7 protein-coding genes are annotated in these 15,097 nt (G+C 62.7%); 3 read left to right on the top strand and 4 right to left on the bottom strand.

Going from position 1 to position 15,097, the window contains the following annotated elements:
- Positions 1 to 74: 74 nt before the first annotated feature.
- The 4 genes from speA to HNE05_RS04570 all read right to left on the bottom strand — a co-directional run bounded on the left by speA (position 75) and on the right by HNE05_RS04570 (position 4,640).
- Complete coding sequence (speA, locus tag HNE05_RS04585; protein WP_173203802.1) at positions 75 to 1,988, bottom strand: arginine decarboxylase; 1,914 nt, start codon at positions 1,986 to 1,988, stop codon at positions 75 to 77.
- A 263-nt stretch (positions 1,989 to 2,251) separates the two neighbouring features.
- Positions 2,252 to 2,623 (bottom strand): translation initiation factor Sui1, encoded by a 372-nt coding sequence (locus HNE05_RS04580; protein WP_173203800.1) that lies wholly within the window; start codon positions 2,621 to 2,623, stop codon positions 2,252 to 2,254.
- Positions 2,624 to 2,966: 343 nt separating this feature from the next.
- Positions 2,967 to 3,500, bottom strand: a complete 534-nt coding sequence (locus tag HNE05_RS04575) for an NUDIX hydrolase (protein WP_173203798.1) — start codon at positions 3,498 to 3,500, stop codon at positions 2,967 to 2,969.
- A gap of 72 nt (positions 3,501 to 3,572) precedes the next feature.
- Complete coding sequence (locus HNE05_RS04570) at positions 3,573 to 4,640, bottom strand: DUF2333 family protein (protein ID WP_173203796.1); 1,068 nt, start codon at positions 4,638 to 4,640, stop codon at positions 3,573 to 3,575.
- Between the two features lie 251 nt (positions 4,641 to 4,891).
- On the opposite strand from HNE05_RS04570, the gene HNE05_RS04565 reads away from it, so the two are divergent.
- From HNE05_RS04565 to HNE05_RS04545, 3 genes are all read left to right on the top strand, one after another.
- On the top strand, positions 4,892 to 6,508 hold the full coding sequence (locus tag HNE05_RS04565; protein WP_173203794.1) for a diguanylate cyclase: 1,617 nt from the start codon (positions 4,892 to 4,894) through the stop codon (positions 6,506 to 6,508).
- Between the two features lie 209 nt (positions 6,509 to 6,717).
- Entirely contained in the window at positions 6,718 to 12,672 is a 5,955-nt protein-coding gene (locus HNE05_RS20550) for a beta strand repeat-containing protein (protein ID WP_275679064.1), read from the top strand.
- Positions 12,673 to 12,873: 201 nt separating this feature from the next.
- Complete coding sequence (locus tag HNE05_RS04545) at positions 12,874 to 14,838, top strand: methyl-accepting chemotaxis protein (protein ID WP_173203792.1); 1,965 nt, start codon at positions 12,874 to 12,876, stop codon at positions 14,836 to 14,838.
- The last annotated feature ends 259 nt before the right edge of the window (positions 14,839 to 15,097 follow it).

Below are 15,097 nucleotides of genomic sequence, written 5' to 3'. Positions count from 1 at the left end.
CGGGCTACGCAGACAAAAAAGCCCGGCATACGCCGGGCTTCTTATTTAACGCTGCGACAGCAAGAACCGTCGGCTCAGGTCGCCAGATAGGACGAACGGGTCAGCCCCAAACGCAGGGCGTCGAGGAACTGGGTGCGTTCGCGCGGAGTGAGCTTGGCGCTGGCCACCTTGTCGCGGTAGTGGCTCATCAGCTCCTCGGGCGACAGGTGCACGTAGCGCAGCATGTCCTCGATGGTGTCGTGGGTCTCGATCCCGGCGTGGTAGGAGGTGCCGTCGGCGTTCTGGTAGATGTTCACCGAGTCGGTGTCACCGAACAGGTTGTGCATGTCGCCGAGAATTTCCTGGTAGGCGCCGACCAGGAAGATCCCCAGCACATAGTCCTCGCCGTCGCGCAGTTCGTGCACCGGCAGGCTGGTCTCGATGCTCTGCTCGTCGACGTACTGGTTGATCTTGCCGTCGGAGTCGCAGGTCAGGTCCTGCAGCACGGCGCGGCGCAGCGGCTCTTCATCCAGGCGGTGCAACGGCAGGATCGGCAGGATCTGGCCGATGGCCCAGGTGTCCGGCAGGCTCTGGAACACCGAGAAGTTGCAGATGTACTTGTCCGCCAGCTTGTCGTTGAGCTCGTCGAGCACCTGGCGGTGCGAGCGCTGACGGGCCTTGAGCTGGTTGTACAGGCGCCGACAGATGGCGAAGTAGCACTGCTCGGCCAGAGCCTTCTGCGGCAGGTCGAGCTTGCCGGCGGAGTACTGCGCCGCCACTTCGCTGACGTAGTGGGTGGCACGCCAGTAGGTCTCGGCGACCATTTCCGGATCGCTGTCACCGAGCAGGTCGATCAGCACCTGCAGCACTTCCGGCTGCTCGATACTGGTGTCGATGCGTGGCACTTCGTCGTGGTGCTTCTCCACGTCGGTCACCTGCACCAGCAGTACCGCATGGTGCGCGGTCATCGCCCGGCCGCTCTCGGAGAAGATGTGCGGGTGGGGAATGTCCTGGCGGTCGCAGAATTCCTTGAGCATGTCGACCACGGCATCGGCGTAGTCTTCCATGTCGTAGTTGATCGAGCTGGCGTTGCGCGAATGGGTGCCGTCGTAGTCGACGCCCAGGCCGCCACCGACGTCGATATGATCGACCGGCAGGCCGAGGGCGCGCAGCTCACCGTAGTAGCGGATGGCCTCGCGGAAACCCTTGCGGTAGTCGGCGATGTTGGCGATCTGCGAGCCCATGTGGAAGTGCAGCAAACGGACGCCCTGGTCCAGGCCGGCTTGCTTGAAGCGTTCGACCACCGACAACAGTTGGGCGGCGGACAGGCCGAACTTGGATTTCTCGCCACCGGTATCGGCCCACTTGCTCGATGCCAGGGACGACAGGCGCACGCGCAGGCCGATCTGCGGAGCGACCTTGAGTTCGGCCGCCTCGTCGATGACGAACTGCACCTCGGACTCTTTCTCGATGACGATGAACACGTTGTGGCCGAGCTTCTGCCCCATCAGGGCCAGACGGATGAACTCGCGGTCCTTGTAGCCGTTGCAGACGATGGTGCCGCCCTTCGGTGCCAGGGCCAGCACGGCCATCAGCTCGGGCTTGGAGCCGGCCTCCAGGCCGATGGACACGTCCTGGGTGGCGATGATGTTCTCCACCACCGCTTCCTGCTGGTTGACCTTGATCGGGTACAGCGCGGTGTAGCGGTTCTGGTATTCCAGGCGCGCGATGCTGGCGTCGAAGGCACCGGTCAGCTGGCGCACGCGGTACTGCAGGATGTCCGGGAAGCGCACCAGCAACGGCAGCGACAGGCCGCTTTCGCGCAGGCCGTCGAGCTGGGCATAGAGGTCGATCGGCGCGCTCTGCGGGCCATTCGGGCGGACTTCCACGCGGCCTTGGTCATTGATCGCGAAGAAGCCGGCGCCCCAATGGCGGATGCCATATACGCTGCGGCTGTCCGCGACTGTCCATTGGCTACCGTCATCTTTGCGTGTGCGTCTTGCGGCCATCGGGGTCTCCTGCAATAGAAAGGAACAGCTGCCTGATCGGGCAACAGGTTAACAGGCTGTTGAAAACTACCTGCGTTGCCATCGCGTCGTTAAAAACAGGCTCAAAATGCTCATTTACAGCTCGTAAACTGCGCTTTTTCGCCTGTTTTTGCCTTGCGCTGACTGCCTCGCCAACGTTTTTCAACAGCCTGTTTAGAAGCAAATCATGACGAATGACGGAGAGTGGACCCACTGCCCCATCGAGAAGTTTAGGAGGCGCCGGCTCAGCCGCCGGATTTCTTGGCCTTGAAACCGCGCTTGGCGAGTTCTTCGAGGAGCAGCTCGACCATGTCGCCCTGAATCTCGATGACCCCATCCTTGAGTCCGCCACCGCAGCCGCAGCGCTTCTTCAGCGCGCTAGCCAGTTCTTTCAGGGGCTCTTCGGCCAGCGGTACGCCGCTGATGGTGGTGACGGTCTTGCCACCCCGGCCCTTGGTTTCCCGGCGCACGCGGGCGATACCGTCACCTTCGGGAATCCGGCTCTGTTTGCAGATGCAGGCGTCCACCGGCTGGCTGCAGTCGGGGCAATGCCGACCGCTGTCGGTGGAATAGACGAGACCGCTCAAGGCGGAGAATGACGAAGCTTTCTTGACCACCGGCTTTTCCTCTTGGGTTGGTCAGGATAGCGACTGGTCGACAAGTGCCTGAGGCATCGACCGCGAAGCCCCACTCTGGCAGGGGCAGCGCAGCCGGGCTGGGAACCCGGCTTCAAAGGTCGCGCAGTGTAACGGCAAAGGTTGGCCTTGCTAAGTATGTAATTGCGCCAATGATCGATGGATTGGCGACCTTTGCCGGCGCTCGTTCGGCATCCTGCACAAAGACGCCCAGAAAACCGCACAAAGCCAGGCAAGACTAGGCCTGCATGCTTTATGTAGGAGCGAGCTCTGCTCGCGAAGCCCTGCGCCCAGCCCTTTCGCGAGCAGAGCTCGCTCCTACCAATCAGGTAGTGCCCAGGTAGCTGTGCAGGGCCTGCAGGGAGTCGGGGCAGAAGGGTTTTTCTGCAGTGGCGCGCAGCACCTCCGGCAGCGGCAGGAAAACCGCCTCCAGCACTTCCTCCGGCTGCAGCACCAGCGGTGCATCGGAGACCGCCGAGAACACCGCGCACCACAGGCGATTGTCCGGCTGATCGAAAAAGAAGCGGCCATGCTCGTGCAGCTCGACGCCGGCGATGCCCAGTTCCTCCTGCAGCTCGCGCGCCGCCGACTCGGCGTAGCTTTCGCCCTCGCCCACCATGCCGCCGGCCGCCACATCCCAGTAGCCGGGGTAGATGGCCTTGCTCAGAGTGCGCCGGTGCACACACAGCTCGCCGGCAGCATTGAACAGCAGGATGAAGGTGCCGCGGCCGATCAGCCCACGCTCACGCAGCTCAGCGCGCGGCAGGCCGCCGAGCAGGCAATCCTGCGCGTCGACCCAGGCGATGCGCTCGGCATCGGAAGCGGCACGGTGCGCCGCTTCCTCGGCGGAGATCGGCATGCCTCAGCCCAGGGCCAGGCTGCAGGATGGGCTGCGCACGACCCGATCCAGCATTGCGTAGGCGAACATGCCTTAGCCCTGGGTCAGCAGGGTGCGCAAATCGATAATCGCCGCATTGGCGCGCGAGATGTAGTTGGCCATCACCAGCGAGTGGTTGGCCAGCACGCCATAGCCGCTGCCATTGAGAATCATCGGACTCCACAACGGTTCCTGCGCCGCCTCCAGCTCGCGAATGATCTGCCGCACGCTGACGGTGGCGTTCTTCTTCGCCAGCACATCGGCGAAGTCCACCTCGATGGCCCGCAGGATGTGCGACAGCGCCCAGGCCTGACCACGGGCTTCGTAGAACACGTTGTCGATCTGCAGCCAGGGCGTCTTTACCTCCTCCTCACTGAGCTGCACGGCCTCACCGACGACCGGCGCCTTGTCCGACATATCGGTATTCAGACGCACCCGGCCAACGCTGGCGGACAGACGCTGGGACAGCGAGCCGAGCCGGGTCGCGGTATCTCCCAGCCAGTTGTTGAGGTTGTCGGCGCGGGCGTAGAACTGCGCATTGGGCTGGCTCGGATCGGCCAGACGCGCCAGGTAGCGATCCAGCGACTTGATGCCCTCGGCGTACTCGGCCTCCGAGGCGGGCAGCGCCCAACTCTTGTTGTCGAAGTTGAAGCGCGGCTCGGCCTTGGCCAGGTCCGGATCTTCGGTGGATTGCGACTGCGAGCGGGCGAAGTCCTTGCGCAGCGCACGGGACAGGTCACGCACCTGGACCAGCACGCCGTACTCCCAGGCTGGCATGTTGTCCAGCCACAGGCCGGGCGGTGCGATGTCGTTGGACAGGTAGCCACCCGGCTTGTTGAGCAGCGTGCTGGAGACCTGCTTGAGGGTTTCCACCGTGGTGTAGCCCGCCACCAGCTTGCGCTGCGCCTTTTCGGCCGAGGCCTGGGCCTGCTGCTGCACCGGGAACAGCGCGGGCTCCTGGCTCCAGTACCAGCCTACGCCCAGCGCCGCCAGCAGATAGATGGCCAGCAGGCTGCCCAGGGTACGGCTCAGCCACAGGCCACCAAAATAGCTGCGAACATCATCAACCGAGTCGTCGACGCTGCCGCGCAGGTCCTCTGTGCGTTTCTTCCAATCCAGCATGACCTTATCCTTAAATCGTCTTTCTCGAATTACCGACCACTACCCAGACCTGAAGTTGCCGGCCCTGCACTATATAGCGAAGCCTAGAGGCAAACGCAGCGCCGCGGAGCCTGCAATGAACTAAAAGCGGGCAAAACTGCCAAAAGATGGAAGGTTGACGCCAGATGATCGGCGGCTATAGCGCCCCACCCTCTCAGTGGTAGCATGGGGCCATCATTCCACCCGTCCAGGGTACGAGAAGACTGCAGGCCATGATCGAGCAAGAAGACCCCAGCCGCGACCGCCTCAAGCAGCACTTTGCCAAACGCGTCATCCACCAGGCCCGTCAGGTTCTGGAAGTCTGGCAACGCCTGCAACAGGTCGAGTGGAATGCCGTCGACATGGCCGAACTGGTCGAAGCTAACCTTGGCCTGTTGCGCTACGCCGAACGTTTCGAGCAGGCCGTGCACGCGCAACTGGCGGCGAGCATCGGTCAGTGCCTGGGCGCCGTGGAAGCCAATCGCGGGCGCCTCAACAGCCAGCTGATCACCGAACTCAACCAACTGATGCAGCGTCTGTCGCGCACCGGCCTGCGCCATGGCGACCAGTACGAGCAGACCTTCCTGCCGCCGCTGCGCAAACCGGTGTACCTGGCCCTGCAGGATTTTGAGCGCGCCGAGCGCCTGGCCCAGCAACTGGAGTTCTTCGGCCTCACCGCCCAGGCCCTGGACAGCGCCAATGCGTTCCGCGCCGCCATGACCGAGCGCCATCCGGCCGCCATCCTCATGGAAGTCGACTTCGCCGGCCCCGGCATCGGCCTGCAACTGGCCAGCGAGGCCCAGCAGGGTCTGGAACAGAAACTGCCGCTGCTGTTCTTCAGCCACGAAGACACCGACACGCCGACACGCCTGGCCGCCGTACGCGCCGGCGGCCAGGAATTCTTCACCGGCAACCTGGACGCCTCCAGCCTGATCGAGCGCATCGAGGTACTCACCCACGTCTCCCAGTACGATCCGTACAAAGTACTGATCATCGATGACTCGCGGGCCCAGGCGACCCATACCGAGCGCGTGCTGAACAGCGCCGGCATCGTCACCCGCACCCTCACCGAACCGATCCAGGCGATGGCCGAGCTGGCCGACTTCCAGCCCGACCTGATCATCCTCGACATGTACATGCCCGACTGCAACGGCCCGGAACTGGCCAAGGTGATCCGCCACAACGACCGCTACGTCAGCGTACCGATCATCTTCCTGTCCGCCGAAGACGACCTGGACAAGCAACTCGACGCCATGAGCGAGGGCGGCGACGACTTCCTCACCAAGCCGATCAAACCGCGTCACCTGATCGCCACCGTGCGCAACCGCGCCAGCCGCGCGCGCAACCTCAAATCGCGCATGGTGCGTGACAGCCTCACCGGGCTGTACAACCACACCCACACCCTGCAGCTGCTGGAAGACGCGCGCTTCCGCGCCCGTCGCGACGGCCAGCCGCTGAGCTTCGCCATGCTCGACATCGACCACTTCAAGCGGGTCAACGACACCTACGGCCACCCCATGGGCGACCGGGTGATCAAGAGCCTGGCGCTGTTCCTCAAGCAGCGCCTGCGCAAGACCGACCATATCGGCCGCTACGGTGGCGAGGAATTCGCCGTGGTCCTGCCGGACACCGACGCGGTCACCGCCGCCAAGGTGCTCGACGAGATACGCCAGCGCTTCTCCGAGATCGTCTATCCGGCGCAGCCCCAGGACCTGTCCTGCACCTTCAGTTGCGGCATCGCCGAATTGCGCGGCGAACTGGACAGCAACCTGCTGTCCAAACAGGCCGACGAAGCCCTGTACGTAGCCAAGCATGGCGGGCGTAACCGGGTTGCAGTGCACAGCGAATAACCTGTCGCCGCCTGCGCGCCTGCTGCAAGCAGGCCGGATTCACCTGTCAAAAAATTCCTGACCCATCCGGCAAATAGCCTATTGCCATCACCTATTGGTGCCTGCTAAATAGGCACACATTTTCGTCAAAAAATAACCGCCAAAATTTAATCGAAGCCTACTTGTCAGGGCCACCAGGCCCGTAGGCGCTTATTGCAGGGAAAAGGACTATGAGCACGCCAACCCAGATCGAAGGGAATCTCGAGGACTACAGTTTCAGCCGCGACGGCGACAATATCGCCATCACAGAAACAGCCAATCCCAGCAACACTCACACGACTGACGGCACCTCTCAGGTCGAATTCAGCGGCGGCGACAATGTCAGCATCAGTACCACTTTCGACAACGGGATTGCCACCACCCCTGACAGCCTTGATGACAGCTCCAACCTCACCACCCTGAGCGATGGCGGCTATGTGCTGACTTGGGCATCAAGCCTGGATGGCGACTTCGGAATCCGTGTACAGCGTTACAGCGCTACAGGCGAACTGCTGTCGCAGACCGACATCGCCTCACCAGACGTGGATGAGCCCTTCGTCACCGCCCTGGCAGACGGCAAGTTCATACTCTCCTGGGCCGACGAAGGCGACAGCACATCCAGCATTTATACCCAGCAGTTCGATGCCACTGGCGCCAAAACTGGCAACCAGGTACTGGTCGCCAGCAGCAGCACGCGGGAGCTTGATGATGCCAAGGTCACCGTATTGGACGACAGCCGATACATTGTGACTTGGGGCTCGTATAGCGAGGGCTCAGCCGAGACCCAGCTCGGCTCGGAGTTGGACTTGCGCGATGGCCAAGCAGATGGCTACTACGAGACGTTCATCGGCGACCTCAAGGGCCGGATCTACACCAACGATATCGCCGGCACTACGCAGACCCTCTACACCGGCAGTACTGCAGCAGGCGAGGCAGATGACATCAGTATTCTTCCCAAGGCCGGTGGCGGCTTTTGGATGAGCTGGAGCACCGAGCGCATCACCGGCGAAAATGACGATGGGTGGCCTGTATACACTACTGACTACTTCGTGCAGAGCTTTACGGCCAATGGCAGCAAGACACCGGGAACCAGCGCTCAGCCACTGCATAGCATCGATAGTCTTTACGCCTATGCCTCCTACTTCTCAATCAGCCCGATAACCGACGGCTACGTGGTTTCCTGGGTCGCCGACAGCGACTCGGCCCGCGATCTCTACGTTCAGCACTACAGCAGCACTTTTACTGCGCAGGGTCCCGCAAGTCAGGTAACCGACAACTCTGCCTCGATCAACGGCGCCAGCATCACCGCCCTGGCCGATGGCGGCTATCTGCTGACCTGGGCCACCTATGACAGCGGCGAGGTCTATGCCCAGCGCTTCGATGCCAATGGCGATCCCCGGGATAACGACGCCATCTTGGTTGCGACATTGGGAAGTCAATTGGTCATGGACACCCCTGTCGCCACGGCACAGCCGGATGGCGGCTTCGTGATCAGTTGGAATACTGCCGATCCGGATACGTCTTATTACGACCCGAATGAAGATGAAGACGTGCTGGACTCCAACCTCTACGCCCAGCGCTTCAATGCCGCCGGCGAGCCGGTCGGCAACGTCATCACCACCATCACCGGCGACGACGGCAATAACACCCTGATCTGGACCGACCCTGAAGGCGTGACGTTGCTGGGCGAAGCAGGCGACGACACCCTGCAAGGCGGCGACGGCGATGACCTGCTCGACGGCGGAACAGGCAACGACACCGCACGTTTCTCAGGCGAGTCGCAGGACTACACCCTGGGCCTCAATGCCGCAGGTGAACTGCAGATCAGCACGGGCGAGCAAACCGATACGCTGGATGACATCGAACAGATCCAGTTCGCCGATGGCAGCATTGCTATCGATGACGGTCGCCTTTCGCTAGAAAGCGATAGCCTGACAGACGCCGAAACACCAGCCATCACCACGTTGGCAGATGGCAGCCAGGTTGTGATCTGGAAGCAGGAAGATGGGCTACATATTCAGCGTTTCAACGGTAAAACTTTGCTAGGCACCACGCTCATGGCAAACACCGGTGATGCCATCCAACCTGTGATTGAAAAGCTAGGCGATGGATTTATCGTCAGCTGGACCCAGAACTATGAAGGCGACCAACCCTCCACACTCAACATCCAGCGTTTCACTGCCGACGGCCAAGCATCAGGCACACTAACAACGCTGCCTCCAGTCAACGCAAACTACGACATCTGGGATATCTCCTTCACAGCGCTAGCCAATGGCGATTATGTAATGGGTTGGACCGAGGAAGAGTCCAGCAACGAATTTCATGAAGGCGTAGACAAGGCCTATATCCAGCTCTTCTCCGCCGACGGCCAGGCCAAGGCCTCGGCTATCGCCATCGGCACTGGCAGCGGCATTTTGGCGAAGGCCGAACCCAGCCTTGCAGCCCTGCAAAATGGCGGCTTCGTCGTTACATGGGAAAGCGAGGACAGCAACGAGAACAAAGAAATCTTTCTGCAGCGCTTCACTGCCAATGGCAGCAAGGATGGCGCAGCAGTGCGAGTCAACACCGGCACCGATGGCGACCAAGGTGATCCCGAGGTCGTGACCCTGGCCGATGGCAGCTATGTCGTCACCTGGACCCGCGAAACACACAACAGCTCGGACGAAATTGCCAACTGTAATATCTTTATGCAGCGCTTTAGCGCGGCTGGCGCCAAGCTGGGCGTCGAGACTCAAGCCAACAGCACTTCCAGCATATACAACGACCCCAGCATCACCGCTCTCAAAGGCGGCGGTTATGTGATCACCTGGGCCACCAGCGACGAACGCGATGCCTACAACGGCACCTCCACGCTCTACGCGCAGGTCTTCGACAAGAATGGTGTCAAGGTCGGCGCCGAACTGGTCGTAGCAAGCTCTGCCGATCAGGACTATTTCCCAGCCATTACCGCCACCGATGACGGCGGCTTCATGGTGGCCTGGGAGTCTGCCGAGCGCGACGAGTTCAGCTGGGGCAGCGGCGACATCAGCGTCAAACGCTTCGATGCCAGCGGCAACTCCCTGACCCTGACCGGCGACGAAGGTGACAACACCCTGACCTGGACTTCGAGCAGCGGCGTGACCCTCGATGGCGGGGCCGGTGACGACAGCCTCACCGGCGGCAAGGGCAACGACGCCCTGATTGGCGGCGACGGCAACGACACCTTGAATGGAGGCAAAGGCAATGACGTCCTGGCCGGCGGCCAGGGTGACGATATCTATGTGGCAGACAGCCTGACAGACAGCATCGTCGAGGGCGAAGACGCCGGCCAGGACACCGTCCAGACAGCTCTCACCTGGACCTTGGGCGCCAACCTGGAAAACCTGACCCTGACCGGCTCAGCTGCCATCAACGGCACCGGCAACGGACTGGACAACGTGCTGACCGGCAACAGTGCGATCAATTCCCTTAGCGGCGGAGGCGGCAACGACACCCTCGACGGCAAGGGTGGCGTCGACATCCTCAAGGGCGGCAATGGCAACGACACTTACATCGTCGATCTGACCAGCGCCGGCGCCCTGCAGGACACCCTCACCGAGAATGCCAGCGAAGGCACCGACACCGTCGTACTGCGCGGCGCTTCCAGCAACACCAGCGCAGTCACCCTCACCCTCGGCGCCAACCTGGAAAACCTCGACGCCAGCGCCACCGGCCTGAGCAAGCTCAACCTCACCGGCACCAGCGCCAGCAACGTGCTGACCGGCAACGAGGCGGCCAACATCCTGGACGGCGGCAGCGGTGCCGACACATTAATCGGCGGTTTGGGCAACGACACTTATGTGATCGATAACGCGGGGGACGTGATCAGCGAAGCAGAAAGCCAAGGCAATGACCTGGTCAAAGTGGCCATCGCCACCGCCAACGGCAGCTACACCTTGGGAGCCAACCTGGAAAAAGCCACGCTGACCAACACCGTGGCCTTCAACCTGACCGGCAATGACGCCAACAACCAGCTCAAAGGCAACCTAGCGAACAACATCATCGACGGCGGCGCCGGTGCCGACAGCATGGACGGCGGCGAAGGCAACGACACGTACATCGTCGACAACGTCGGCGACACCATCACCGATAGCCTCGGCACCGATACCGTCAAGACCCAGCTCGCCTACACCCTCGGCGCCACGCTGGAAAAGCTGATCCTGACCGGCAGCGATGCCGTCGCCGGTACCGGCAATGCCCTGGCCAACGTCCTCGATGGCTACCAGAACAGCGCAGCCAACCTGCTCAGCGGCCTCACGGGCAACGACACCTACATCCTCGGTGAAGGTGACAGCGTGATCGAGGCCGCCAATGCCGGCACCGACTTGGTCAAGTCCTATGTCGACTTCCAGCTCGGCAACAACCTCGAAAACCTCACCTTGCTGGGCAGCGCCGACATCAATGCTACCGGCAACACCCTGGCCAACGCCCTCACCGGCAACCAGGGCGCTAACACCCTCGACGGCAAGGCTGGCGTCGACATCCTCAAGGGCGGCAATGGCAACGACACCTACATCGTCGACCTGACCAGCGCCGGCGCCCTGCAGGACACCCTCACCGAGAACGCCAGCGAAGGCACCGACAGCGTCGTGCTGCGCGGCGCGTCCAGCAACACCAGCGCAGTCACCCTCACCCTCGGCGCCAACCTGGAAAACCTCGACGCCAGCGCCACCGGCCTGAGCAAGCTCAACCTCACCGGCACCAGCGCCAGCAACGTGCTGACCGGCAACGAGGCGGCCAACATCCTGGACGGCGGCAGCGGTGCCGACACATTAATCGGCGGTTTGGGCAACGACACTTATGTGATCGATAACGCGGGGGACGTGATCAGCGAAGCAGAAAGCCAAGGCAATGACCTGGTCAAAGTGGCCATCGCCACCGCCAACGGCAGCTACACCTTGGGAGCCAACCTGGAAAAAGCCACGCTGACCAACACCGTGGCCTTCAACCTGACCGGCAATGACGCCAACAACCAGTTCAAAGGCAACCTAGCGAACAACATCATCGACGGCGGCGCCGGTGCCGACAGCATGGACGGCGGCGAAGGCAACGACACGTACATCGTCGACAACGTCGGCGACACCATCACCGATAGCCTCGGCACCGATACCGTCAAGACCCAGCTCGCCTACACCCTCGGCGCCACGCTGGAAAAGCTGATCCTGACCGGCAGCGATGCCGTCGCCGGTACCGGCAATGCCCTGGCCAACGTCCTCGATGGCTACCAGAACAGCGCAGCCAACCTGCTCAGCGGCCTCACGGGCAACGACACCTACATCCTCGGTGAAGGTGACAGCGTGATCGAGGCCGCCAATGCCGGCACCGACTTGGTCAAGTCCTATGTCGACTTCCAGCTCGGCAACAACCTCGAAAACCTCACCTTGCTGGGCAGCGCCGACATCAATGCTACCGGCAACACCCTGGCCAACGCCCTCACCGGCAACCAGGGCGCTAACACCCTCGACGGCAAGGCTGGCGTCGACATCCTCAAGGGCGGCAATGGCAACGACACCTACATCGTCGACCTGACCAGCGCCGGCGCCCTGCAGGACACCCTCACCGAGAACGCCAGCGAAGGCACCGACAGCGTCGTGCTGCGCGGCGCGTCCAGCAACACCAGCGCAGTCACCCTCACCCTCGGCGCCAACCTGGAAAACCTCGACGCCAGCGCCACCGGCCTGAGCAAGCTCAACCTCACCGGCACCAGCGCCAGCAACGTGCTGACCGGCAACGACTTTGCCAACGTCCTGAGTGGACTGAATGGCAACGACACTCTCGATGGCGGAGCCGGCAATGACACCTTGATTGGCGGTGCAGGGGCAGACCACCTGTCCGGTGGTCTCGGCAACGACATCTTCCGTTTTGCCGCATTGGGCGACCTGGGACTGAATGGCAGCCAGGATGCAATCCTGGACTTTACCAATGGCGACAAACTCGATTTCAAGGCGCTCGGGGGGTACAGCTTCAAGGGTGAAGCCAGCTTCGATGGCACCAAGCAGTTACGTATAGAGCAATCGGGCGAAGATCTGATTGTCTACGGCAACAGCGGGGGTGACCTCAATGCCGACTTCTCCATCAAGTTGCTCGGTGTCGCTACGTTAACCGGGAGCGACTTCATCTTCTCCTGACGCCGCACAACACGTCAGCCTTTGCAGGTTGATAACCACCTCGAAGCCCGACAAGCCTAGCTTGTCGGGCTTTTTCATTGCCCCAGCAAAGATCTCGACCTACTTGCCTAGCTAACACCAAGCTCCACCCGCTGTCACAAAGCCGCAATCAAACCGCAATAACCTCGACGGCACCGTTTCAGACTTCCGGTTGCCGCCACCATGCGCCTCAAGCTGCTCACCAATCTGTCCACCGCCCTGCTGGTCACCGCTTGCCTGGCCCTTGCCGCCACGCTCTGGTGGTCGGAACAGGCGCTGGAGCGCCCTTACCTGCTGATGCAGCGCTACCTCAATCTGTCGCAGCAGTTCCAGCACCAGGTCGCCGATAACATCCAGCGTTACCTGGGCAGCGGTGATGCCCTACGCCACAGCGCCGCCAGCCAGGCCATCGGCGAGCTGGAGCAAGGCCTCGACACCCTGCCCGCGCAACTGGCCGATGAACTGCGCCCAAGCCTGGCCGAACTCAGCCAGTTCACCGCCAACGACCTGCTCGCCGCCGGCAAGCTGGCCGGTGATCCACAAGGCTTGCTGTTGCAGGCCGAGCGCGAAATCAGCGGCGCCCTCGAACAGCTCGACAAGTATTCCCGCGAGAGCACCAGCAGCGTGGCCGCCAGCTACCAGGCGCCGCTGTTCAAGGCCGCGCAGCACCTCAGCCGTCTGGCCCATGCTCGCGGCAAGCTGGTCAGCAGCGGGCGCAGCGAGCTGAACGCCGATGTCGAGCGCGAACTGGTCATCCTCGGCCAGCAAGCCAGCACCCTCGACAGCCTGCCACTGCTCGGCGTGGCCGCCAGCAGTGAGGACAACAGCAACAGTTTCGGCGCCCTGCTCGGCCTAGCCGACAGTGACGCGCAAGAGCAGGCCGAAGACCGTGGCATTGCCCTCAAGCGCGACTTTGCCAGCCTGCTCAAACGCTACCCCGCCGAACTGGGCCGCACCCGCACACTGATCGAACAACGCAACCAGCTGGCACTCGACAGCACCGCCAAGATCGAAGGCCTGCAGCAGGCACTGGCCGCCCTGGAGCCGGCGGTCCGCGCCGAGCACGGGCGCATCCAGGGCGAAGTGCGACTGATCCAGGGCCTGATGATCGGCCTGATCCTGCTGATCGCCCTGACCATCGACCGCATCCAGCGCCGCCTGAGCAATGTGCTTAGCCGCCTGGCCCCGGCGCTGGGCACCTGGGCAGCCGGCGACTTCGCCAGGGATATCGCGCTCAACACACAGACCCGCGAAATGCGCGATATCGAGGACTCGCTGAACCGCCTGCGCCGCTATCTGGTCGAGCTGGTCGGCACCATCCATCACAACGCCGCGCAGGTCGCCGGCAGCAGCCGCACCCTGGCCGACTTGAGCCAGGGCCTGCATGGCGGCGCCGAACGCCAGCTGGCCGACACCGCGCAGATCCGCGATGCCCTCGGCGAACTGGAAGGCACCATCGCCCAGGTCGCCGACGACGCCAGCCACACCGCCGATGCCAGCCGCGCCGCCAGCCGCGCCGTGGAACAAGGGCAACGGGTGATCGAACAGAGTCTGACCGGCCTGCATGATCTGGTCGGCAAGGTGCAGGGCAACGCCCAGTCCATCGAGCAACTGGCCAGCGAAACCGCCACCATCGGTCAGGTGCTCACGGTGATTCGCGGCGTGGCCGAGCAGACCAACCTGCTCGCCCTCAACGCCGCCATCGAGGCCGCCCGCGCCGGCGAGATGGGCCGCGGTTTCGCCGTAGTTGCCGACGAGGTGCGCTCGCTGGCCCAGCGCACCAGTGGTGCCACCGACGAAATCCAGCAACTGATCGCCCGCCTGCAGCAGGCGGCGCAGAAATCCGTGGCGGCCATGCGCGCCCAGGTCGAACATGCCGAAGCCACCGCCAGCCAGGCCGCCCAGGCCGATGGCGCCCTGGATGAAGTGGTCGAGGCGATCCGCACCATCGCCAGCATGGCCGAACGCATCGCCGAAACCACCGCCCAGCAGGGCGGCGCCGCCAGCGAGATTCGCGGCCACAGCCAGCGCATCCACCGCCTCGGCAGCGACAACCTGGCGCATATCGGCGAAGCCCGTCAGCAGGGTGAACAGCTGCTGCAGCTGGGTGGGCAATTGAACACCGCGGTGCAGGCTTTCCGCGTCTGAGCGGCAAAACGTAGGGCGGGTGCAACCCGCGGCGAGCACAGCGCGGGTTGCACCCGCCTTACCGATAGACCTGCCCGCACGAAACCGCCGTCCATCCGCCGGCAACATCCACTAGCAGGCTGTTGAAAAACGTTGGCGAGGCAGCCAGCGCAAGGCGCAACGTTAGTAACAGCCTCCGGCTGGTCAAAACGGCGGAAAAGCGCAGTTTACGAGCTGTAAATGAGCATTTTGAGCCTGTTTTTAACGCCGCGATGGCAAC

Origin of the sequence: Pseudomonas campi (assembly GCF_013200955.2) — a bacterium.
Taxonomy (GTDB): Bacteria; Pseudomonadota; Gammaproteobacteria; order Pseudomonadales; family Pseudomonadaceae; genus Aquipseudomonas; species Aquipseudomonas campi.
Note: the sequence above shows the minus strand (reverse complement) of the source record. Positions and strands in the feature narration are given on the sequence as shown.

What these genes read in the sequence shown, in the direction of transcription:
- speA (WP_173203802.1), bottom strand. Translation starts at nt 1,988, where the DNA reads ATGGCCGCAAGACGCACACGCAAAGATGACGGTAGCCAATGGACAGTC.
- HNE05_RS04575 (WP_173203798.1), bottom strand. Translation starts at nt 3,500, where the DNA reads ATGCCGATCTCCGCCGAGGAAGCGGCGCACCGTGCCGCTTCCGATGCC.
- HNE05_RS04570 (WP_173203796.1), bottom strand. Translation starts at nt 4,640, where the DNA reads ATGCTGGATTGGAAGAAACGCACAGAGGACCTGCGCGGCAGCGTCGAC.
- HNE05_RS04565 (WP_173203794.1), top strand. Translation starts at nt 4,892, where the DNA reads ATGATCGAGCAAGAAGACCCCAGCCGCGACCGCCTCAAGCAGCACTTT.
- HNE05_RS20550 (WP_275679064.1), top strand. Translation starts at nt 6,718, where the DNA reads ATGAGCACGCCAACCCAGATCGAAGGGAATCTCGAGGACTACAGTTTC.
- HNE05_RS04545 (WP_173203792.1), top strand. Translation starts at nt 12,874, where the DNA reads ATGCGCCTCAAGCTGCTCACCAATCTGTCCACCGCCCTGCTGGTCACC.